26 protein-coding genes are annotated in these 22889 nt (G+C 33.2%); 14 read left to right on the top strand and 12 right to left on the bottom strand.

Going from position 1 to position 22889, the window contains the following annotated elements; translation table 11 throughout:
- Positions 1–95 precede the first annotated feature (95 nt).
- The 3 genes from J7E44_RS19935 to J7E44_RS19925 all read left to right on the top strand — a co-directional run bounded on the left by J7E44_RS19935 (position 96) and on the right by J7E44_RS19925 (position 2735).
- Positions 96–1277, top strand: a complete 1182-nt coding sequence (locus J7E44_RS19935; protein WP_492329840.1) for an aspartate aminotransferase family protein — start codon at positions 96–98, stop codon at positions 1275–1277.
- A 188-nt stretch (positions 1278–1465) separates the two neighbouring features.
- Positions 1466–1852, top strand: a complete 387-nt coding sequence (locus J7E44_RS19930) for an START-like domain-containing protein (protein WP_089027585.1) — start codon at positions 1466–1468, stop codon at positions 1850–1852.
- A gap of 73 nt (positions 1853–1925) precedes the next feature.
- A complete protein-coding gene (locus tag J7E44_RS19925) occupies positions 1926–2735 on the top strand; it encodes an aminotransferase class IV (RefSeq protein WP_214832869.1) in 810 nt (269 codons plus the stop codon).
- Positions 2736–3060: 325 nt separating this feature from the next.
- Here the strand turns inward: J7E44_RS19925 and J7E44_RS19920 are convergent, their stop codons facing one another.
- Positions 3061–3609, bottom strand: a complete 549-nt coding sequence (locus tag J7E44_RS19920) for a YqgE/AlgH family protein (RefSeq protein WP_214832867.1) — start codon at positions 3607–3609, stop codon at positions 3061–3063.
- 24 nt (positions 3610–3633) lie between these two features.
- Between J7E44_RS19920 and pdxH the strand changes: the two genes are divergently transcribed.
- On the top strand, positions 3634–4275 hold the full coding sequence (gene pdxH, locus J7E44_RS19915) for a pyridoxamine 5'-phosphate oxidase (RefSeq protein ID WP_214832866.1): 642 nt from the start codon (positions 3634–3636) through the stop codon (positions 4273–4275).
- A gap of 75 nt (positions 4276–4350) precedes the next feature.
- Here pdxH and J7E44_RS19910 read toward each other — a convergent pair whose 3' ends face one another.
- Positions 4351–4641 carry an HU family DNA-binding protein gene (locus J7E44_RS19910; protein WP_034682524.1) on the bottom strand — a complete coding sequence of 97 codons (291 nt, stop codon included), beginning with the start codon at positions 4639–4641 and terminating at the stop codon, positions 4351–4353.
- Positions 4642–5038: 397 nt separating this feature from the next.
- On the opposite strand from J7E44_RS19910, the gene panD reads away from it, so the two are divergent.
- The 4 genes from panD to J7E44_RS19890 all read left to right on the top strand — a co-directional run bounded on the left by panD (position 5039) and on the right by J7E44_RS19890 (position 7769).
- Positions 5039–5389 carry an aspartate 1-decarboxylase gene (panD, locus tag J7E44_RS19905; RefSeq protein WP_214832864.1) on the top strand — a complete coding sequence of 117 codons (351 nt, stop codon included), beginning with the start codon at positions 5039–5041 and terminating at the stop codon, positions 5387–5389.
- Between the two features lie 3 nt (positions 5390–5392).
- Complete coding sequence (locus J7E44_RS19900; protein ID WP_214832862.1) at positions 5393–6421, top strand: lysylphosphatidylglycerol synthase transmembrane domain-containing protein; 1029 nt, start codon at positions 5393–5395, stop codon at positions 6419–6421.
- Between the two features lie 101 nt (positions 6422–6522).
- A complete protein-coding gene (locus tag J7E44_RS19895) occupies positions 6523–7098 on the top strand; it encodes a TerD family protein (protein ID WP_214832860.1) in 576 nt (191 codons plus the stop codon).
- A gap of 2 nt (positions 7099–7100) precedes the next feature.
- Positions 7101–7769: a TerD family protein gene (locus tag J7E44_RS19890; protein ID WP_214832858.1), complete on the top strand. Its 669-nt coding sequence runs from the start codon at positions 7101–7103 to the stop codon at positions 7767–7769.
- A 26-nt stretch (positions 7770–7795) separates the two neighbouring features.
- On the opposite strand, the gene J7E44_RS19885 is transcribed toward J7E44_RS19890, so the two are convergent.
- From J7E44_RS19885 to J7E44_RS19865, 5 genes are all read right to left on the bottom strand, one after another.
- The gene (locus J7E44_RS19885; protein ID WP_214832856.1) at positions 7796–8233 is read right to left on the bottom strand and encodes a GNAT family N-acetyltransferase; all 438 of its coding nucleotides are present in this window, start codon (positions 8231–8233) and stop codon (positions 7796–7798) included.
- Positions 8234–8281: 48 nt separating this feature from the next.
- On the bottom strand, positions 8282–9481 hold the full coding sequence (tyrS, locus tag J7E44_RS19880) for a tyrosine--tRNA ligase (RefSeq protein ID WP_214832854.1): 1200 nt from the start codon (positions 9479–9481) through the stop codon (positions 8282–8284).
- 259 nt (positions 9482–9740) lie between these two features.
- Positions 9741–10373, bottom strand: a complete 633-nt coding sequence (locus tag J7E44_RS19875) for an NAD(P)H-dependent oxidoreductase (protein WP_214832852.1) — start codon at positions 10371–10373, stop codon at positions 9741–9743.
- An 81-nt stretch (positions 10374–10454) separates the two neighbouring features.
- Complete coding sequence (locus J7E44_RS19870) at positions 10455–11279, bottom strand: helix-turn-helix domain-containing protein (RefSeq protein WP_214832850.1); 825 nt, start codon at positions 11277–11279, stop codon at positions 10455–10457.
- Between the two features lie 68 nt (positions 11280–11347).
- A complete protein-coding gene (locus J7E44_RS19865) occupies positions 11348–11971 on the bottom strand; it encodes a TetR/AcrR family transcriptional regulator (RefSeq protein ID WP_214832848.1) in 624 nt (207 codons plus the stop codon).
- Between the two features lie 92 nt (positions 11972–12063).
- Here J7E44_RS19865 and J7E44_RS24150 point away from each other — a divergent pair, with 92 nt between their 5' ends.
- Together J7E44_RS24150 and J7E44_RS19860 are read left to right on the top strand one after the other, a co-directional pair.
- The gene (locus J7E44_RS24150; RefSeq protein ID WP_285439799.1) at positions 12064–12195 is read left to right on the top strand and encodes a hypothetical protein; all 132 of its coding nucleotides are present in this window, start codon (positions 12064–12066) and stop codon (positions 12193–12195) included.
- Between the two features lie 34 nt (positions 12196–12229).
- Positions 12230–12571, top strand: a complete 342-nt coding sequence (locus tag J7E44_RS19860; protein ID WP_214832846.1) for a hypothetical protein — start codon at positions 12230–12232, stop codon at positions 12569–12571.
- Here the strand turns inward: J7E44_RS19860 and J7E44_RS19855 are convergent.
- On the bottom strand, positions 12568–14946 hold the full coding sequence (locus J7E44_RS19855) for an outer membrane beta-barrel family protein (protein ID WP_214832844.1): 2379 nt from the start codon (positions 14944–14946) through the stop codon (positions 12568–12570). The genes J7E44_RS19860 and J7E44_RS19855 overlap by 4 nt on opposite strands.
- 140 nt (positions 14947–15086) lie before the next feature.
- Between J7E44_RS19855 and J7E44_RS19850 the strand changes: the two genes are divergently transcribed.
- Together J7E44_RS19850 and J7E44_RS19845 are read left to right on the top strand one after the other, a co-directional pair.
- Positions 15087–15683 carry a Crp/Fnr family transcriptional regulator gene (locus tag J7E44_RS19850; protein ID WP_251040631.1) on the top strand — a complete coding sequence of 199 codons (597 nt, stop codon included), beginning with the start codon at positions 15087–15089 and terminating at the stop codon, positions 15681–15683.
- 62 nt (positions 15684–15745) lie between these two features.
- Positions 15746–16756, top strand: a complete 1011-nt coding sequence (locus J7E44_RS19845) for an NAD-dependent epimerase/dehydratase family protein (protein WP_214832842.1) — start codon at positions 15746–15748, stop codon at positions 16754–16756.
- A gap of 20 nt (positions 16757–16776) precedes the next feature.
- On the opposite strand, the gene J7E44_RS19840 is transcribed toward J7E44_RS19845, so the two are convergent.
- On the bottom strand, positions 16777–17442 hold the full coding sequence (locus tag J7E44_RS19840; protein WP_214832840.1) for a hypothetical protein: 666 nt from the start codon (positions 17440–17442) through the stop codon (positions 16777–16779).
- Positions 17443–17644: 202 nt separating this feature from the next.
- Between J7E44_RS19840 and J7E44_RS19835 the strand changes: the two genes are divergently transcribed.
- Positions 17645–18208, top strand: a complete 564-nt coding sequence (locus J7E44_RS19835) for a TetR/AcrR family transcriptional regulator (protein WP_214832838.1) — start codon at positions 17645–17647, stop codon at positions 18206–18208.
- A gap of 38 nt (positions 18209–18246) precedes the next feature.
- Positions 18247–19644 carry an MFS transporter gene (locus tag J7E44_RS19830; RefSeq protein ID WP_214832836.1) on the top strand — a complete coding sequence of 466 codons (1398 nt, stop codon included), beginning with the start codon at positions 18247–18249 and terminating at the stop codon, positions 19642–19644.
- Between the two features lie 23 nt (positions 19645–19667).
- Here J7E44_RS19830 and J7E44_RS19825 read toward each other — a convergent pair whose 3' ends face one another.
- From J7E44_RS19825 to J7E44_RS19815, 3 genes are all read right to left on the bottom strand, one after another.
- Positions 19668–20774: a TlpA family protein disulfide reductase gene (locus J7E44_RS19825; RefSeq protein WP_214832834.1), complete on the bottom strand. Its 1107-nt coding sequence runs from the start codon at positions 20772–20774 to the stop codon at positions 19668–19670.
- 120 nt (positions 20775–20894) lie between these two features.
- Positions 20895–21695: a 4-hydroxy-tetrahydrodipicolinate reductase gene (gene dapB, locus J7E44_RS19820; RefSeq protein ID WP_214832832.1), complete on the bottom strand. Its 801-nt coding sequence runs from the start codon at positions 21693–21695 to the stop codon at positions 20895–20897.
- A 30-nt stretch (positions 21696–21725) separates the two neighbouring features.
- Positions 21726–22877 (bottom strand): Atu1372/SO_1960 family protein, encoded by a 1152-nt coding sequence (locus J7E44_RS19815; RefSeq protein ID WP_214832830.1) that lies wholly within the window; start codon positions 22875–22877, stop codon positions 21726–21728.
- Between the last annotated feature and the right edge of the window lie 12 nt (positions 22878–22889).

Below are 22889 nucleotides of genomic sequence, written 5' to 3'. Positions count from 1 at the left end.
AGATAAAGACCAACTTGAAAAGTTGGTCTTTTTTATGCTTTGATAATTTCGGCGTTTAGCGAATGTTTTTTAGCTTTGCTAAAATTTTTATTGAAATGGAATTGCAGAAAGGTTTCTTTACTTATCAGGCACAGACTACTCAATTTGCGGCAGGTTTTGAAGTTGAAAAAGCAGAAGGTAGTTATATTTTTGGTACAGATGGTAAAAAGTATCTCGATTTTGTAGCAGGAGTTTCTGCCAATACATTGGGGCATTCTCATCCCAAAATAGTTAATGCGATCAAAGAGCAGGCAGATAAGTATCTTCATGTCATGGTATATGGAGAATATGCACAGGATAAACCTGTAGCCTTATGTAAACTACTTGCAGAAGCTACTCCAGATCCCCTTGAAATTACTTATTTAGTAAACAGTGGGGCTGAGGCTATAGATGGAAGCTTAAAGCTGGCAAAAAGATATACAGGAAGGGAAGAAATAGTTTCTTTTAAAAATTCTTATCATGGGAATACCCATGGGGCATTAAGTGTTTCTGGAAATGAATACCATAAAAGAGAGTTTCGCCCCCTTTTACCCATGGTGTCCTTTATAGAATTCAATAATGAAAATGACTTAAATAAGATCACCGGGAAAACAGCTTGTGTCATATTAGAAACCATACAGGGAGCAGCGGGATTCTTGGTTCCGGAAAATGATTATTTAAAGAAGTTAAAGAAACGATGTGAAGAAGTTGGGGCTCTTCTTATCTTAGATGAAATTCAACCGGGATTCGGAAGAACAGGTAAATTGTTTTCTTTTGAACATTATGGAATTGTTCCTGATATTCTGGTGATGGGAAAAGGAATGGGAGGAGGTGTTCCGGTAGGTGCTTTTATGAGCTCTAAAGAAATCATGGACAGCCTGTCTCATTCTCCAAAATTAGGGCACATTACCACTTTTGGAGGTAATCCACTTATTGCTGCTGCCAGTCATGCAACATTAAAAGAAGTTTTAGAAAGTGGCTTAATGAATCAGGTTGATGAAAAAGAAAAGCTTTTCAGACAGCTGCTTGTACATCCTAAGATTAAAAATGTAAATGGACGCGGATTAATGCTGGCTGTGAACTTAGGAGCACCTGAATATACTTTAAAAGTAGCTCAGAAATGTATGGAGAAAGGATTGGTTGTATTCTGGCAATTGTACAGAAATGAATACCTGAGAATTTCCCCACCATTAACGATATCCCTTGATGAAATAAGAGAAGGGTGCCAAATTATTCTTGATGTATTGAACGAAAATTAAATATTGATCTCTTCTGAAAAAGAAGAGATTTTTTATGCTTTGCATCGGATCTTTTGCTTTTAAAGCTTTGTATGATTTGGATTTAACAGCCGTGACAAATATCATACATATTGTATAAAAAAGTAAATACATTTTTGTGTAATAAAAAAATTAATTTATATATTGCGGGACGATAAAACAAAGATTATATGGCGAAACTTAAAGTCCATTACGAATTTCCAATGCATTGTCTTTCAGAGATTTTATATGAGTATCTGGCGACTGCAGAAGGATTATCTGAATGGTTTGCAGATGAGGTAGTAGAGAAAGGGGATGACTTCTTTTTCAGCTGGGGCGGAGGCCCTGCTGAAAAGGCCACTTTGATTAGATATAAGCCAGAAGGTTTCGTACGTTTCAGATGGGAGGAAGATGAAGGGACAAAGAATTTCTTTGAAATGACAATCACAATTGATGATATTACTGAAGATTTAGCTTTAAATATTACAGACTTTTGTGAAGAAGGTAATGAAGAGGAAAATGCAATGTATTGGGAGAATCTTATAGAAAATCTAAGAATAAAATTAGGTGCAGCTTAATGGCAAGCTGTACAAAATGATAAAACTGATGAACGATTTATCGTTCATTATTTTTTTATAAACAAATCAGACATTGGAAAATCAATATTTTACTTCAGAAGAATTGAATGTGAAGAATAGAGCATTCCTTTTGGGAGATGCTGTAAAGGTTTCTTTTTTCGTAAGAGAAGCGAAACTTATCATGGATGAAGAGTGCTACTTCTTCTTAATGGCATCCATGAGAAAGATGAGAATGAATATTCCTCTGACCTATACCCTTGAGTTTTTTCAATCCCTTTTTCAAAAGGATGTTATCGATGGGAAAGGTATTGAAAACGGGATTATTAATTTTCAGGTTTTTAGAAATACAGATGGACTGACATTGGCAAAATCATCCATTTCTTACTTTTATGAAGTTGAAGAAATGAATGATATACTTCATGTTCATCAAAGACCTTTGGAGTTGGATCTGATCAAAGAGATCAACGTAAATAATAATCTGCTAAGCAATATCAGGGTTCATTGTCCTGAAAATATCTATGGACGAATTTACGCCCAGGAGAATGATCTGGATGATGTTATTTTGCTTAATCCCAATAAAAGGATTGCAAGGTCTACTTCAGGGAATCTTTTGTTTTTAGAAGGTGATGTAATTAAAGTTCCAAAGCAATCTGAGGGAGCTTATATTTCGCCTTTAATGGAGAATTTTGTTACTTTTTTACATAAGAATAATCTTGCCGATATTCAGGAACACGAGATTATCGCATTTGAATCTCAAAAAGCCGAAGAGATCTTAATGATTTCTGATGAAAAAGGTATTTTTTCTATAGGAAAAATAAGAAATAAAACTTTTGAAAATTTCCGTTTTTTAGAATTGGTAGAAAGCTGGAAAAAAAGTTTTTAAAATTGACAAACCCGGTAAACAACAAAAGTTCCAAAGTCCTTTACCGGGTTTTATTCTGAATAAATCAGAAATTGTATTTTTTTCTAAAATTGACGAGATGAGACCCGCTCATTTTATCGTATTAATTACTTGTTAGATCGTCTTACCTTTATAGGTTTCAGAGTTAAAAATACTTCCGGAAAGAAAAATAAAATAATTTGCTTTAGGATTTTCATTTCAATGACTTTTTAGTTATTCAAAGAACGTGAATTCTTTCTTAAAAATTGGTTAACATAAGCTTAAAATTTGTTAATTTTTCACTTGCAACATTTTGAATAGTACCGAATTAGTTCAACGAGATGTCTTCAGGGGAATTTGCCCAGAGTAAATACTCGCCGCCGAGATTTTGCATAATAGATTTCCATAAGGTTTGGTCATTCGGTAAGGTATAATCCAAATTATAAATGTCCACTACTGTCCACATTTTTTTCTGAACCTCACTATCTAATTGATTTGCCGCCCAGCCAGAATATCCGGAAAAGATCTTAACATCACCAATATTAAGCTCACCACTAAGTACAGCACTGATGATGTTCTCAATGTCTTCTGTAAGATAAAACCCATCAGCAATATCAGTGTAGATCTCAGTTACTTTTTTCCCTTTTACGATAAAAAATACCTTGTCATTTTCTACAGGTCCGCCATCATATACCTCGATTTTAAAATCGAAAAAGTTTTTGAACTTAGTACTCATCTGGCTGTTCTTTTTGTTTAATATTAAGCCGAATGCGCCACTTTCGTTATGTTCTACAATTAGGACTACTGATCTGGAAAAAATATCGCCGGAAATATCGGGTGTGGAAATTAATATTTTACCTTTGTATGAGTAATTCATACTCAAATTTAATAAAAAATATTTATGGAAAACCTTCACGATAAGAGAAAAGTGTATGAGAAATCCCAACTTATTGAAAGTGAGATAAAACAAAATCCTATTGAACAATTTAGAGACTGGTTTCTTGAGGCATCTGAGAATGCGGGTACTTCTGAAGTGAATGCTATGGCAATTTCTACAGTGGAAGATGATGGTTGCCCGAGAACAAGAATGGTTTTGCTAAAGGCATATACTTATGAGGGTTTTATTTTTTATACAAACTATGACAGCAGAAAAGGAAAAGCAATAGAAAAAAATCATAAAGCATGCCTCCATTTTTTCTGGCCAATGTTGGAAAGACAGGTTATTATAAAAGCTGATTTAGAGAAAATTGCAGATAATCTGAGTGACGGATATTTTCACTCTCGTCCAAAAGGAAGTCAGTTGGGTGCTGTAGTATCACCACAAAGCCAGGTTATTCCCAATAGAGAGTTTTTAGAAGTTAAATTGAAAGAACTGGAAAAAGAATTTGAAAAGAATGAAATTCCAAGACCTGCAAACTGGGGTGGCTATATAGCAAAACCTTATGAAATAGAATTCTGGCAGGGACGGCCAAACAGGCTGCATGACAGAATTATTTATCAACTTGAAGATATCGACTGGAAGATATCACGGTTGGCACCTTAAGAAGTTTAATAAAAAATGTATTTACATAAAAAAACCTCATCGAAAGATGAGGTTTGAATTTTGTAATCTGAATGATTATTTTTTCTTAGCTCCAGAAACTGCAGTAGATAGATCTGCTCCAGCTTTGAATTTAGCAACTTTTTTAGCAGCAATTTTGATTGGTTTTTTAGTTGCAGGGTTGATACCTTGTCTAGCAGCTCTCTCAGCTACTGAGAAAGTACCGAATCCTACTAAAGAAACTTTTCCATCTTTTTTCTTTAAAGTAGTAGTTACATTAGAAATGAAAGATTCAAGAGCAGACTTAGCTGCAACTTTTGTAATTCCTGCATCTTTTGCGATTGCGTCGATTAATTCAGACTTGTTCATAATTTTTAATATTAAAGTTGGTTCGTAATTATAGCAAATATAATACTATTTTCTAATTGTGCAATTTTTTTATTAAATATTGCGTTATTTTTTTGATTTTGGTTAAAAAACATCAAAATATGATAATTTGCTTTTTTACCAAAAATCTACGTTACCCGTTACTAAAATCATGCCAAATGCTTATGTGTATTGACTTTAGCAAAAAACTAATATTATTTTCTGTATTTATTAAATCCTAAATTTGTATTAAGTATTAATGTATTTGGCGATATGATTGTAGATTTAGTAAGTAAAATCCAAAAATTTTGTTTTAAAAAAAATTAAATACCTGTGTATCTGATGCTTTTAAAATGCTTTTAAACGTCAATTTATAAATTTTTATTAATAAATTTGCACCATGTTAATAGAAGTTTTCAAGTCAAAGATCCATAGGGTAAGAGTTACGGCATCAGACCTTAACTATATTGGAAGTATAACAATTGATGAAGATCTTATTGAAGCTGCCGGATTGGTAGTAGGAGAAAGAGTTTACATCGTTAACGTGAACAACGGAGAACGTTTTGACACGTATATTATAAAAGGTAAGAGAAAGTCTGGAGAAGTTTGCTTAAATGGGCCTGCTGCAAGAAAAGTTCAGCGAGACGATATTATCATTATTATCGCTTATGCACAGATGACTCCTGAAGAAGCAAAGAATTTTCAGCCGAAGATCGTTTTCCCAGACGAAAAAACAAACCTTCTTACCTAATTCATGGATAAAAAAACAACCAATCCTTTAAAATCAGTAATTACAATTGTAATTTCGCTTGCATTTGCAGGGTTTTTTTTATGGCTTGCATTAAAAGGACTTGATTTTGAAGTAATACAGAAATCTTTAGCAAAGGCGAATTACTTATGGGTACTGTTTGCTTCTGTTTTTGGACTTTTAGCCTATTGGTTCCGCGCAGTCCGATGGAATCTTTTATTAGAACCTATGGGATACCAGATTTCTAATTCCAATTCCTTATGGTCCATTTCTTTTGGATATCTCATGAATCTTACCATTCCAAGAAGTGGTGAGGTTGCAAGAGCAACTGCATTATACGGAGTCGAGAAAGTTCCTGTCGATAAATCTTTTGGAACGATCATTTTAGAAAGGGTAGTGGATCTGATTTGTATGATGGGATTTTTAGGATTGACTCTGATTTTTAAGTACAAGGCAATTCTGTCTTTTTATGAAAATTCGGGAGTACCTGTCAACCCTAATAAAATTTTAATAATTCTGTCAATCCTTATTATAGGGACTGTTTTATTCTTTGTGCTTAAAAAGAGGTTGGCAACAATTCCTGTTTTAGGAAAGATCATTGGTTTTATTGATGGGATCTTCCAGGGATTAACCTCAATTTTTAAACTGAAACAAAAAGGAAAATTTATTCTATATACATTAGGGATCTGGATATCATATTATTTTGCAGCGTATCTTGTGTGTTTTGCATTGCCTGAAACTTCAGATTTTACCATTGCAGATGGGTTCTTTATTATTGTAGTTGGAACACTAGGGATGATTATTCCTGCCAGTGGAGGTATTGGGGCGTTTAATCTGGCGATGAAATTTGGTTTTATGGCCTTGTTTATCTCTATGGGGAAAAGTGCGGAATTAGGCGGTGAAATGGGGCTTACTTATTCTTTTATTTCATTACCGCTACAGATTGTTATTATGCTTGTAATGGGATTAATCTCTATTCCAATGCTTGCAAAAGCCAGAAATAACCGGGTTATTCTCGATCATATTAAAAATTAGAATTTATATATATGCCCGGTCTATTTGATCGGGCTTTTTTTATTAAAAACATTTGGATAATTCGGAAATCGAATTTATCTTAGATTAAATAAGAAATTATTATGGCAATTAACCTACAGAAAGGACAAAGAATAGATTTAGGACTTACAAAAATGACCATTGGTCTGGGTTGGGATCCTAATGACGGGAAGGGATATGATTTTGATCTTGATGCTTCCGCAATTATGATTGATTCTGAGAGAAAACTGGTAAGTGAAGATTATTTTGTTTTTTATAATAATCTGAATTCTCCTGATGGTGCTTTAACGCATACTGGTGATGATCCTAGTGGTAAGAATAGCGATGGGGACGATGATGAATCTATTGTTATTGATCTGGAAAAAGTAGATGAAAGAGTAGAAGAAATACTTTTTGTTGTAACCATTGAGGATTTTGAAAGAAGGAAACAGAATTTCGGACAGGTAAGAAACTCATATATAAGAATTATTGATAATTTTGGTAATCAGGAAATTGCTAAATATGAATTAGACGAAGATTTTTCAATTGAAACAGGAATTGAGTTTGGCAGATTGTATAAACGTAATGGAAGCTGGAAATTTGAAGCTTCAGGAATTGGTTACAGGGCTGATCTGTCTTTCTTTTTGGAAAAATACTACAAAGGACAAATCATTAAATAGCGATGGCGATTAATTTACAAAAAGGTCAGACGATCGATCTACGGAAAAATGATCGTGGAGAAAGTGTTTACGATCTTTCACAGGTAACTATAGGATTAGGCTGGGATGTTCGTAAGCAAGGAGGTTTTTTTGGAAGATTGTTTAGTAATGAACCTGAATATGATCTGGACGCTGTCGCTTTTCTTTTGGATAAAAATGGTAAAGTTGCCAATATGGGAAGGACACTTCAGGGGCATATTGGAAAACAGGTAGTCCTTTATGAAGGTGATGTGATCTATTTTAATTCTATGAGGCATCCTTCCGGTCATATCTGGTTAACAGGAGATAACAGAACCGGTGAAGGAGACGGTGATGATGAGCAGATCATTGTAAAGCTAGATCAATTGGATCAGCGATATGAAAAAATTGTTTTTGTCGTGTCTATATATCAGGGAAGAGCGAACAGGCAACATTTTGGAATGATTGAAAATGCATTCATCAGAGCAGTTGATGCCAGAGGAAAGGAAATCACAAAGTATAGTCTTTCTGGTGATTCCAGTATGAATGGAATGTGTTCAATGGTCTTTGCTGAAGCTTATCGACATCATGGAGATTGGAAATTCCGTGCAATTGGAGATCCTCATACCACGGATAATTTTATTGATGTTCTGGTACCTTATACCTATAAATAAAAAGTATGTTCTTCAGCATACTTTTTTTATCTAGAAAACTTCATCATATAAGAATGTTCATCCTCATTGATTACTTTAAAACCTAAATTGGCATACAGTTTTTGTGCTTTATTGGTTTTTAAAACACTTAATGAAACAGGTTTCCTGGCTTCTATAGCTTCCTGAATGATATCTTCTAAAATAGATCTTCCAATTCCCTTTCCTTGTTGTGCCGGATCGATCTGGATTTGCATAACCTCTATATGATCGCTATTTCTGTCTATTTTTAATAAACCAATAGGCTCATCATTTAAAATAATAATATTAGCTTTTTCAAATTCATAAAGAATCCTTTTTACTGCAGATTCTTTTGTTATCGGTAGGTTTGAGCTAGTAAGATGTTCGGTCATTGTTTTCATTCTTAGATCGAGTAAGAAATCCATATCACTTTCCTGTGCTTTTCTATATTCTAATTTTAAATTCATTGTATTTAAAGCCTTTTTCAATTAAGCTAATGTACCCATAATAAATGTTTATAATAGCTCGAAGAAAGCTCTTTTCCCAATTTTAATTTTTGTTTCTTTGGCCACTTCAACCTCCGCATTAGTATTAATCATTTTTACACTGTTGATTTGAACTCCACCATTTTCGATCAATCTTCGTATCGAGGATTTACTTTGATCATTCTTTAACAGATGGCATAAATCAATCAACATCATTTGAGTTTCATTTGATTTTAAAGTATTGATGAAAATTGGTTCAAATATCTTTTCTTCAAAGTTCTTATTCTGAAACTGATTGCTGAAAAATTCTTCTGCAAGTTCTGCTTCTGCTATATTGTGGTATTGGGTAATGATATTTTTTGCAATCTGTTTTTTTATACTCATGGGGTTTTGTCCATTTTCGATTCCTGATTTCAGATCATTTTTTTCAGCAATTGAAAAATCGGTTGTAAGGTCAATAAATTCATTGATCAAAGTGTCAGGAATAGACATTGTTTTTCCAAACATCTCGTTAGGCCCGTCTGTCAATCCGATAAAATTATTCAAAGATTTACTCATTTTTTCCTTTCCATCAAGTCCCTTTAAAAGAGGCATACACATAACGATCTGTGGTGGCAGCTGATGTGTTTCCTGTAACTGTCTTCCCATAGTACAATTGAAGAGCTGATCTGTGCCACCAATTTCAATATCGCATTCAATTTTTACAGAATCAAAACCCTGTAAGATCGGGTATACCAGTTCATGCATGGCAATCGGGTTATTTTCTGTAAACCGTTTATTAAAGTCATTTCGGTGCATCAATTGTGCTATGGTTACTTTTGATAATAATTGGATGATTTCTGAGAAATTTAAAGTATCTAACCAATCAGAATTGAATACAATTTTAGTCTTTTCAATATTAATGATCTTTGAAAGCTGATTGATATAAGTCTGCGAATTATGAGTAACATCGTCGATACTCAAGGGCTTTCGAGCTTTATTCTTTCCTGTTGGGTCACCAATCCTTGCCGTAAAACTTCCAACCACAATGATGATCTGATGACCGAGATCCTGAAATTGTTTTAATTTTTTAAGCACTACAGCGTGTCCCAAATGTAAATCCGGAGCTGTGGGATCAAAACCCAGCTTGATACTGAGTTTTATTTTTTCTTCTTCGGCCTGTTCTAACTTCCGTTCCAAACCGTTTTGAGGTAGAATGATTTCTACATTTTCTTTTAATAAGTTGATCATTTTGTTGAATTTTTTGCATGAAAAAGCCCGAACAATTCTATTCGGGCTCTATATATTTAAGAATAATTTTTTATTGAATTACAGATATAGAAGATCTTCCCGAACTATTAATCGGGTAATAATATGTACTAAAGAAAGGAAGGCGTAATATGTTATTTAAATGCTTCATCTGAGTAACAAAGATAAAATTTTTTTTAATATTTTCTTTGTTAGGCTTCTTAATAGTTGTAAAATATGCCTTTAATATGATATCTTCTGATCAGGATGGCTGGATCATTCCAAGTTCCTGATGGCTAATGCTCTCGGTTCCGTTATGAATTTCTAAGTAAGTATTTCTGATCTGCTCTTTCCAGATTTCGAGCTCTTCAGGAGCTACTTTATCAGCTTTGTCGAAAAAGAAATGTTGATTGATCTCAAAACCACAGTAAGTGAAGATCCCCTTATCAGAAGTAAGAGAAAGTGCTTTATCCATTCCGATACGCTCATACTCTTCATGGGATTTACCATGGGTATTAATGATTATGGTTTGCTTACCAGCCAATAGACCTTTTTGAACTCCCTGATCATATCTGTAAGCATAGCCATAGCTAAAAACCCTGTCGATATAGCCTTTCATAATAGCCGGCATTCCTGTCCACCAGATTGGATAAATAAAGGTAACATGTTCTGCCCATGTAATAAATTCCTGTTCGTGTTTTATATCATCAGCTAGGTTTCCCTTTCTTTGTTCCTGGATGTCTTTTAGAGAAAAAACCGGATCAAAGTTGATTGCATATAAGTCTCTTACTACTATTTCATGATTTTGAGAGGTCAGACTTTCAATAACGGTTTGTAAAAGATGATGGTTTAAACTGTTTTCGTTATGATGTGCGTAAATAATTAGATGTCTCATTTTTTCTACTTTTTTTAATTGTTACATGACAAAGGTAGATGAGAAGATAAAGTGAAAATTGTAAGAAAACGAAATGTCTATTTATTCTGATTTCGGATTGCAGATATCCTGTTGGAATTTCAGATATTGTGAAGGCGAGAGGTGAATAAAATGTTTGAAATCATGAATCAGCTGGCTTTGATCATAATAATTGCATTCATCGACAATGGTAAACCATTCTACTTTATTTTGATTGGCTATTTCTTTTTCAATAAGCTGGATGGCTTTTGAAAAGCGATTGTAACGATTGATCTCTTTGGATGAATATCCAAACTGTTCTTTTTGTTTTAGTTGAATATTCCGCTCACTTTGATTGGTTTTCTCGGCAATGGTTTTGATAGGATTCAAATTTTTATTAGTAAAGTTGCTTAAAAGCTGACTTGTACTATCTCGGTCTTGCAGATAGGGTTTACAAAACTCAAGAATATGATCCACCTGTTGCTGCGTAGAGGTGATTTTTGAAATCTGATGCCATAAATTGGTAAAACAGTTTTCTGAAAGAAGATCATCAGGATTCATTGCAGTATGATATGAGATACATGCTTTTCCAAAAAAACGGTAAAAAGCATCATCTTTAAAATTAGCGACTAAAATAGAAGTTTTAGATGGTAGGGTATAATCAAAAGAATGTCTGATAGGACCAAAGACAATACATTGATCAACGGTTATCTTTGTTTTCTCCTTAGTGATCATTGAAGCACTCTCTCCAAAGCAAAATAGCATTATGGTCTGATAGGTAGGTAATAGTGTTTTGGTAACAGCCCTTTCAGAAGTGTTTTCTGCGAAATAAAAGTGTGAGAATATGGTCTCAAATTCTAAAGGAACTGAGATCCTGTATCCGTTATATTCTGATTGCGTATCTGACATAGAAATTAGGAGTTTTTTTTGATCATTATTCTATATGGGAAAATTATTCCTTTTCTAATTATCATTGACTATTTATTTATGTAATTTAATTTGTATAATTCCTGCTGTTCCGGATTCAGTAGCGGATAAAATAAATTCATCTGTATAAGGCTATAGTGCTTTATTGCTTCGTCTTTTGGTAGCTTTAAAGTGATGCTATTATGGGTAACCCAATTATCGGCGATAATAAATATCTGTGTACTAAGGTTTTCTATAATAAAATCAGGAAGGTTCTCCTGAAAAATTTTGTTTTTCTGGAAGTCCGAAAAAATAGTCTGAAATTCATTTTTTCTGCCCATTGTGATCTTTTCATATTGAGCTTCTATTTGGGGGATCTTTTTTAAAATATCAACAAAATTGAGAAAAATAAAACGGTAAGAGTAGAATATTTCATACGTATGAAAGGTGAAATCAAAAAGACTTTCTAAGGTTTTAACTTCAGCTTCATTCAGGTTATTCATCATTTTATCCATCTCAATTATTAGTTCCGAAAAAATAACTTTTATAATATCTTCAGAATGTTTAAAATGATAATGCAGATTTCCAGGACTAATATTTAGTTCAGCAGCAATATGTCTTGTAGTTATGTTGTTATAACCCTTTTCATTAAAAAGACGAAGCGCCGTTGATATGATCTTTTCCTTGGTTTTCATGATTCAAATATAAGGGAGATTTTCTTATTATTCTTAGAATTAGAACATTTGTTCTAATTTTTATATATTTGCATCATAGAAATCAAAATATAATGGAAGGGAAACAAAAATTTGATTACGAAGCAGCTGATGTTGAAAAGAAAGATGAAAAAGATATTCAGGAGATTGTAGTTAAAGTTCTGCAGGTTATTTTAGGAATTCTTATGGCGATCTTACATGCTTAAGGAATATAAGGTTTCAAATTGTTTTTTACTGGGTTTGTTATTCTGGCTAACCATTATTATTTTGCGAAGAAATGGTATTATTATTCCCTGGATAAATGATTATTTTACTGATCTAATGACCATGCCGATGTATTGCTATCTGATCCAGTATATCATGAATAAAATAATGGGCTTCCAATGGAAACCCAATTTAAAATTTATCATTACATCGACTTTATATTTATCGGTTCTATTTGAAGTAGTTTGTCCTTTAATTTCTAACAGGTTTACTGGAGATGTTTTTGATGTATTGGCTTATTTTGTGGGTGGAGTGGGATATTCTTTTTTAAATAGAAAAGAAAAAAAATATAAACTATTACCTCCGAAATTTTATTAATTACCACCATTTCCACCTGCTCTGCTTGATTCTTCAAAATTTACCTGTTTCGTAGCTCCTTTTACATCATTATTTCCAAATTTATAGGTTACAGAAAGGTAGACATTCCGGGTAATTCCTTTTGAATAATACTCTACATTATAATTAGGATAATATTCTATTCCTCTGTCACGATTGGTATTTAATAGGTCGTTTACATACAAATTGATCATAAGATTTTTCTGCATAAGATTTAATTTTACTCCGGTGTAAATAGAAGAATTCCCATAGTAATCGGTATTTCCATCTCTGTTGGGTAGATAGCTCCATAACCCAAGCATCAATGTGACTGTTTTCTCTTTGTTTAAGAAGAAGTTATTGTCCAGATTTAGATTTCCTCCAAATCCTCCTGCTGCAGCTACGGCTTCAGGAAGGTAAGATTTCGATTTAGCATAAAAACCGTTTACAAAAACATTGGATTCCAGCCATTTTAATTTGTTATAGTTATAACTGATATTAATTCCTGCCTGATCTTCATTATAAAAGTTCTTTACGATATTATATTTAAGATTGTCCTGGACTACCTGAATTCTGTCCCAATTGTCTTTATTATAGTTATAATATAATGTAACGTTGAAATTATTTTTCAGAACATATCCGAATTCGAAGTTATCTGAAAATGAAGGAAGGAGATAAGGATTTCCGGTCTTATACTCAAATTCAGAAGTATAATATTTGAAAGGATTTAAATTTCCAAAATAAGGACGGGTAATTCTTCTTGAATAATTTAAAGAGAAAGTATTATTTTCATTGGCTTTATAGCTTAGATAAGCTGTAGGAAAAAACTTTCCGTATTTGATCTTTGCCGAAGAATTATCATTTAATGATACACCTTCCAAAGTGGTGTATTCGTAGCGAAGTCCTGCTTTGGCATCCCATTTATCATTAATTTTAAAACTTGTGGAAACATAAGCAGCATAATTCTGCTCATTATAATTGAATGTATTTGTTCTTTCTTTATTGATTATAAACTGACCGTCTTCGATATTAAAGAAATTAAAATCGGAATTGTTTCTAATAGTAATATACTTTAAACCGGATTCTGTTTTTATTTTTGAGAAGCTTTTTTCTAAATCAGCCTGTCCGGAGTAAATTCGGTATTTGCTTATAGGATTTGTAAAAGTTGAAACTGTATTGTCGGTAACTGTATTATAGAAATTTTTTGCATCCGAGTTATTAATCAGTAGATTGGCTGATAAACTAAGTTTACTCCCCGAAGTATCGAGCTTTATATCATAAAAAGCATTGGTATTGTGAACGTTTCTATGGTTTTTATTTTTACTGTCTGAGAAAAGGTTTAGTTTTCCTGTTTCATTGAAAATAGAAGTGTAATTTTCAGCTTGTTCTAAAGGATTACTAAAGGAATAATTATAATTGAACCCAACAAGGTTTTTATCATTGATCTTATATTCACCTTTAAGGTTTCCACCCTTGTATTTGTAATTATTTGAGTTTTTTGTATCGGTGTTCCAGTAGTTTGAATTGGTAGTTCCTGTAAGATAATTGTAAGCTTTATTCTCCCAATAATTATCTCCTGCAGATAAATTGGCTGTCAGTGATAATTTATTTCCCTGATAATTAAAACTGGCTCCACTTCTTGTACTCACTGTGGGCCGTCCATAATAGTAGCTTCCAGAGGTTTGTAAAGAACCATTCCAGCCTAAATTTGTATTTTTCTTTAAAACAATATTAATCAATCCGCTTTTGCCTTCTGCTTCATACTTTGCTGGAGGTGTAGTGATCACTTCAATTTTAGCAACATCATCAGAGCGTAATGTTTTTAGATAATTAATAAGCTCCTGTCCGGATAAATTTAAAAGACGGTCGTTGACCATAATGGCAACATTACTTTTTCCTGCGATAGTAATGGCATCATCCGTAGCACGGACCATTGGAGTCTTGGATAGTGCTTCCACAACATCGATACCCTGGGATGCCACGGAACTTTCAACATTAAAAACCAACCGATCGACTTTTCTTTCGAATAGTTTTTTCTTTACCGTAACGGTTACTCCTTCTATCTTCTGTTCTGTAGGTGGCGCTCCTTTTAATTGAATGTCTTTTTTCAGATTCCCTGTAATGCTTATTTTTTCACTTTCAGTTTTTATACCATCTTGTATTATTTCCAGTAAGTAATTTCCATTCTTTTTAAGAGCAATTTTAAACGCACCTTTTTCATCCGTAATTGCAGAAAATTTTTCATTATCTTTTGTAACAAGTATCTCTGTTTCTGCTGCTGGTTTATTTTCCTTGTCGGTAATAATCCCTTCAATGCTTTGTGCAAAAATAAAAGAAGAAGATAGAATACATAAGAAAACAATTATCTTTCGGGTCATGTGCGATAGTTTATTCTTAAGACAATTGAATTAAGAGAGGTATTACATACGGATTCAAAAAAAAGTATTGGATATCTACTTAGTCGATTAATTTATTTTATGGTAGAAGTTTCTACATTTAAATTAAATTTGTTTTATAAATGATACTTGTAAAATTGGATATGCACAAAAAGCTTTTAAAATACATAGAATCAGCTTACCATTTCAGTTCATATGAAAAGGCAATGATTGAGGAATATTTTGAACCTGTTATTTATTCTAAAAATACAATCATTGAAGAAGAAGATAAGATTCCGCAGTATTTATATTATATTGTTTCAGGTTACTTAAGGCTATTTCATTTTAACCAAGATGGTAATGAAGTTACCACTCATATCAACTGTCCACCAGGTTTTTTTACCTCTTACTTTCATTTTATCAACCAAACCCGATCAGAAGAAAATATTGAATGCATCACTGCATGTAAACTTTTACGGATTACAAAGGAAAACCTTGACCGGCTAACAGATAAAAGCAGTGGAATGAAGGATTTTAGTATTTCTGTATTTCAAAAATCTATCGCTTACAATGAAAATCGTTCGCGAGAATTGTCTGCATTAAGTGCTGAGCAACGCTATCTAAAGCTTATTGAAGACTATCCTGAGATCGTTCAAAATGTCCCTGTTCAATATATTGCGTCTTTTTTAGGGATGAAACCGGAAAGCCTAAGTCGAATCCGCAGGAAATTAATTAACTAACAAAAGTCAAGTGAATAGGGAATCAGGAGGCTGAACTTTGTGTCATTAAAAAATCAAGAAGAATGATACAAGAACATCTAAGCTTAGTCTCAGGAGCTAACGGACATTTAGGCAACAATTTAGTAAGATTTTTGCTGAAAAATGGAATTCCAGTAAGGGCGACAGTAAGAAATAGTAAGAATAAAAAGCCCTTTGAAGGATTAGATTGCGAAGTGATCGAAGCAGATATTACCGATAAGGTTTCATTTATAGAAGCACTTCAGGGAGTGGAGACCTTTTATGCCGTAGGCGCAGCTTTTAAATTATGGGCAAAAGATCCTAAAAAAGAAATCTATGATGTTAATATGTTGGGGACCCAGAATACTATTGAAGCTGCTGCTGAAGCGGGTGTTAAAAGAATTGTTTATGTAAGTTCTATTGCAGCTCTGGATTATACAAAATTACCCACCCGGGAAGATTACGGATATAATCCTGATCGGAGAAATATGTATTACAATTCTAAGAATGATGGTGAAAAGCTTGCATTTGAATTGGCTAAAAAACTAGGGATAGAATTGGTTTCTGTTATGCCTTCTGCAATGATAGGAAGTGAATCTTTTTTGCCTTTGAATGTTTCCTACGGAGTTCTAAAACTAATATTAAATAAAGAAATTCCGGTTGATACAAAGATAACACTGAATTGGATTGATGTAAAAGATGTAGCAGAAGGCTGTTACCTTGCAGCTCAAAAAGGACGCAATGGAGAACGGTATATTCTGGCGAATGAAAAATGCATGACCATAACCGATACAACGATTCTGGCAGATCGGCTTTTTCCCCAACTCAAACTCAAAGTGCCTTCTTCTGTTCCTAAATTTTTATTGTACGCGATCACTGGGATAATGGAGCTTTTTGCTAAATTAAATGACAAAACTCCTGTTTTGACAAGGAAAGATATAGCTATGTTTTCAGGCTTACAACAAAATTTTGATATTTCTAAAGCCAGAAACGAACTGGGATTTAATCCTAAAGACCCTGAAAGTGCGGTTAAAGAAGCCCTACAATATTTAATGGAACATCACAAAATGCGATGAAGGGAGAGAATTGCATCTCCCTAAGAGTTTTGGAGTTTGATGATACATCCTTTATAAAACCTGGTTAGATCATACAATTCATTGAAATAATTATATAATATATCCCGATAGGGAATTGATTTTTTTTCTGCATCCTGAAGAGTTGCTTTAAATTCATCTTCAGCAAAGGAATACAATGTTTTATAATCAGGTTTTAAATAATCCATTAATTGAATATTTTCACTTTCTTTATTATGCAACTGATTCATAAGTCCTGTGAAAAAAATTCCATAGATTAAAAATTGACTAAAATTATCTGCATTGAATTTATAGTGTAAAGTATTTTTAGAATGCCTTTGATAGTCGGAAATGATTTGGTTGAAACTCCTTACATCTTCTGTAGGGATTTCATAAAACTGATCTATCCCATGAATGAATAGTTGATTTATCACTTCCTCTTCACCATTACTATCTCCTGGATTTTCATCTTTATATTCACTTTGAAACCAACGAAAGATACTACAGAATTCTGTTGGAGTAAGATCTTCAATGTTTTCTTTTACTTTGGTTTTAATGATCTCTAAACTGGTCTTTCGATCTTCATCCAGATAGCCGAGAACGATGTTTTCTTCGCCACAAAGTTTTTTATATAAATTAATCTTGGCAATAGTTGGATTGGTTTTTATGAAATAAATTTCTCCTGCCATAATTTTGTATAAAAATATTAATGATAATTAACTACCGTAACTAAAGGTACAAATATGTCATGATATATTATGAATATATTTAAGGGATTTATATGCGATGCTATATTCTCTGTACTTCTCATATTCTTTTTGGCTATAAATTTAATATTTAAAAATAGATAGACTTTTCTATTTTTTATGTAGATTTGTGAAAATTATTAGAATGCAAAAGGAGAAAGTAAGAGACCGTATTATCAGAGTTGCGTCAGATCTCTTTTATAAGCAGGGTTTTAACTCAACCGGAATTAATCAGATCATCGCTGAAGCAGATATCGCAATTGGTTCATTATACAACCACTTTTCATCTAAAAATGAACTTTTAAAAGCTTATTTAATTAAAGAAGAACTAAAGTGGTTCAATGGATTTGAAGAACATTCTTTAAAAATTGTTTCATCGAAAGATAAAATATTTGCTTTAATAGACTATCGTAAAAAGCTTCAGACCTCTTCAAAATTTGCCGGATGTCATTTTATTAAGATCAATGCTGAGATAGGGGATAGCAATCCTGTGATTTCTGATTTTGTTATGCAGCATAAAGAAAAACAGCAGGCAATGATCAAGGAATTGGTCATTCAGTATAATGCGGAGGGTGGATCTGTAAATACAGATGAGATAACGGCTAATATACGTCTGCTTTTAGAAGGAGCTGTTGTGATTTCTACAATTCATAAAAATACAAATGCATTTGATCAGACAAAAAAAATAATTCAAGGCTTATTGCCTTAATTTTTTTATAATTAAAAAAATAGATATATCTATCTAAAATGAAAAATAATACTTTTAAATTAATAGTGATCCTTTTTGCCCAATTGCTCACTATTATGGATATTTTTATCATTAATGTTTCCATTCCTTCCATTCAGAATGATATTAATGCGACTAATGGAGAAATGCAGCTGATCATTGCTTCATACCTCATTGGTTTTGCTTCGTTTCTGATTACTGGTGGGAGATTGGGAGATCTGTATGGAAAAAAGAAGATATTTATAATTGGATTGTTCTTTTTTATGATAAGCTCTATAGCATGTGGACTATCTTCCCATTCAGTATTGCTTATGATCTCCAGATTTGTACAAGGGGTTAGTGCTGCATTGATGTCTCCTCAGGTCTTATCCATGATACAGATTTTTTTCCCAGATCATGAAAATCGAACCAAAGCAATGGGATGGTATGGCATTACCATAGGTCTTGGGACATTATCCGGGCAGTTTTTAGGAGGATATTTTTCATCACTCACTTTCATGGAAGAATCATGGCGGCTTATTTTTCTGATCAATATTCCGATTTGTCTCTTAGCCATCTTTTTAGGGTGGAAAGTTCTGGACGAATCTAAGAATAGTTCAGAAAGCAGTTTCGACTTTATGGGTATTTTCTTGTTAGCAACCGGACTTTTTTGCTTTACCTATTCGCTTACAATGATGGAACATGATAATGAGAGAATGAAAAATATTTTTTTACTCGCTGTATCTACTGTTATTTTGTTCTTTTTCATTAAAAATCAAAAAGCGAGAATGGAGCAGACAAAATCCTATTTAATAGATCTTAAACTTTTTGAATTTAGAAATTTTAATATAGGAATTATTGCTGTTTCGTTTTTCTTCATCATGCTAGATTCTTACTTTTATATTCTGTCCCTTTTCTTTCAGGATGGATTAAAGATCAGTCCCCTGCACTCAGGAGAAATTATTGTTTTTCAGGGCCTGGGATTTATTTTGGCATCTATTGTCTCACCAACACTGATATTTAGGTATGGAAAGAGATTTCTGATTTTTGGATTGATAATAATTATTTCAGTTTTGATAGCGCAGGGTTATCTGTTCTCTAAACACTCTTCCTTTTTGTTACTCTACATACTGCTTTTTATTCATGGATTGGGAGTGGGTTCTATTATTCCTTCGCTGGCTAATATTGCATTGTCAGGGATTCCTGGAAAATTAGCAGGAAATGCTTCTGGGGTATATGTTACGTTTCAGCAATCTGCTGCCATCTTAGGGATAATTCTGATAGGAAGTATATTCTATTATTTTCTTGGCACAAAACCTTTATTTATAGATTATCAGAAGGCTTTTATTGCTGCCTTATTTACCAATATTCTGTGTCTGATCGTTGTGATCATTTGTATTTGGAGAACACCAGAGGGGCTTTTGCTTAAAAAAAAATGACAGCTTTAGAGCTGCCATTTTTATTATTGAATATACTTTTCTATTTCTGTTGTAATTTGATCCAGCTCTCCAAATTTTCTGGCTATGATCTTTCCATTTTGATCCACGAGGATTTGTAATGGATAGCCTGTAGCATGAAGCTTTGTGATAAATTCTTTATTAAGATCAAAATAGTTTTTCCAGGTTACTTTATTTTCACTTAGAATTTTATTTGCCCGATCCATTCTTTCTTTTACAGTATCATCTGCAACACTTATAAATTGAATTCCCTTTCCTTTATAGGTTTCATATAAATTGACCAATTTTGGCAGGTCTTTAATACAGGGTTTGCAGGTGGTTGCCCAATAATCAATTAATGTAAGTTTATAATCAGAGAAATCGGAAGTGTTTATTTTATCAGAAGAATTAAGCTTTAGGTCAGGAAAGTTTCCTCCTACACCCGTAGAATTTTCTAATTTTAATACTTTATCAAATTCTTTATAGCTGAATATTCCTTTTATCTTTTTAGAGAATAATGGCATATTCTCTATATAACTTCTGTTAAATCCATACTTTGAAAAATCACTTACAATTTCCCAAAATGCTACATACGAATTGGGATTTTTAATTATATAGTTTCTTAGTAATTTCTGTTTATATTCAATATCTCCAGCATCATTATCCTCAAATGGTTTTAATTTTTTATCAGCTAATTCAAGCTGTTTTTTTAATTTTTTATATTCTGCATTTGTTGGTGTTTCTGAGCCAGAAGTAAAATCCAGGTTTTTATCATTTATTTTAATGGTATAGTCTCCTTTTTCAATAAAGAAAACATCAGATCCATAGGCTCCATTTTCAATAGCATTGAAATAACTGAAAAGTATGGGTTGTGGATATTCTATATATCCTGTTATTGTATTTTGATCATGAATCTTAATAAAAGCAGCACTAAAGCTTTTCATAAATCTCACATTCTCATCAGGATGTATGGTAAGATTATAAAGCATATGGATATCTCCCATACCCATTAAAGGTGCAATTGAAATTGAATCCTTCTCAAACATGGGAGCACTGATATCCATTTTGAAATTAGTTTGAGAATAAGCTATACTGAAAGACAAAAGAAGTAAAAATTGTGAGATCCTTTTCATATATACATTTTAATTTAGTACCTTAAATATAATATTATTATGGATAATATTTCCCGTTTTTTTGAATAAAAAAAGAGACTTATAAGTCTCTTGATTGTATATTTTATTTTGAAATGGAGTTTAGAAATCCATCACAGTATCCAGACCTCTACGAAGACCTTTAAATGTTCCTATTTTTTCAATAGCCAGTAAACCTCCTTTTACATATGGTTCTGCACTTGTCCCGGAATCATGTCTTATTGTTAATCTTTCGTCTTTTAATCCGAAAATAGTTTCCACAGCAATTACATACCCAGGAAGTCGCACAGAATGAACATGAACTCCCTCCATATCTGCACCTCTTGTTTCTTTTTCACCAATTAATTGATCAGTAGGAATGTGAACGGTTGGCTTCTGAACCTGTGCAAGACGATGTGCCAATTCTCTTACTGTTCCACTTGGAGTATCAATTTTAAGCTCATGGGCATAATCAATGATTTCGTAATTCGGGATGTATTTAGCGGCAATTTCTGCAAATTTTTGTAAAAGAACGACCGTAATAGCAAAGTTTCCTACAGCCAAAACGGAAGTGTTGTTTTCAAGAGCTGTTTTTTCTATTTCTGCGTAATCTTCACTGGTTAGTCCGGAAGTTCCCACGATTACTTTTTTACCTCTTTTTAAAACTGCCAGAATATTAGCCTTGGCAATATCGGGTTTTGTATAATCAAACAGAACATCGAAATCCACAGTATCAAGTGCTTTTTCAATACTGTCAAATACAGGAATCTCCTCATTTCCTAAATCAAGGATCTCAGCCAGATTTTTCCCGTTATTGGATCGGGATAAGCCACCAACTAATTTCATTCCTTCCTGCTTAAAGATACCTTTGCTTAGCTCAGAGCCTGCCCATCCGGTAGCTCCTGCAACGAATACTTTGATCATGATTTTTTTGTTTAAGTTAATTAATATTTTCTATTCTACTTCGAAGATAGCCTGAATTTCTACAGAAGAGTTGACAGGAATTGAAGATGCTCCAAAAGTGGCTCTGGCATGTTTTCCTTTGTCCCCAAAGACGTCTACAGCTAAATTGGAAGCCACATTCATCAGATCAGCATGTTTTGTGTAATCATCTTTTGTATTAAAAATTCCGGTTAATTGTACACATCGTTTTACACGATTGAGATCCCCACCTACAGCTTCATTCAGAACAGACAGGACATTCAGCATTGTTACTTTTGTGGCCTCTTTTACCTGTTCTTCAGTAAGTGCCAGGCCCAGTTTTCCCGGATTTATAATTTTGCCATCTTTTAAAGCTACCTGATTGATAAAAATAAGATTTCCCGAACGTACATAAGGCTGATAATTTCCTGCAGGCTTGGGTACTAGAGGAAGAATGATTTGCTTTTGTTTCAGAACAGTGTTAATATCTGCTGATTTTTCAACAGCAGGATTGATGACAGCTGTCTTGTTCGAAAAAGTACCTTTCAGAGCCAACGTCACTTTTGCAAAGTTTTCACCCTGTAACCGTGCTATATAACGTTCACTTTCACTCGGACGCTCAACATTTTTTACGGAAGCAAGGCTTGTTACTCCAAGAACAGTGTTTCCTTGTGGTGTGTTTTTATCAACATTTTCAACACCACGGATTCCATTAGAAACCAAAACCATTCCGTGAACGGCTAGGCTGTTCCAAAAAGACTGAATAGCTAGTTCTTTTCCAGCTCCACTTCCTGCAGACATAAATACAGTAGCAGGCATCCCTTCTAAAGAATGGCTGGTCCATAGGCCAACAGTTTTTGACAAAAACTCACTCATTCCTGTACTGATATTTCCAAAGTAAATAGGAGATCCGAATGCAATCCCATCATAGGATGTAAGTTCTTCAACAGACGCAACAGGAATGTCTTTAAGTTTAGGATTGGTAGAGGCTTTTACCTGCTTGATGACAGCCTGTGCGTTTCCTTTGCTTTCAATTCCTTTTGATATTTCTTTTGCCAATTCGTAAGTTCCGCCATTATCTGAATAGAAGAGAACTAATACCTTAGCTTTATGTTCTTGTGCAGTCATAGATTGGGTCATTATAAGCAGTAAAAAGATAGAGATGATCTTGCTTAATTTTTTCATAATTTTTTAAGT

This window comes from Chryseobacterium sp. ISL-6 (assembly GCF_018613715.1).
Classification (GTDB): domain Bacteria; phylum Bacteroidota; class Bacteroidia; order Flavobacteriales; family Weeksellaceae; genus Chryseobacterium; species Chryseobacterium paludis.
This window is presented reverse-complemented; position numbering and strand designations above follow the sequence as displayed.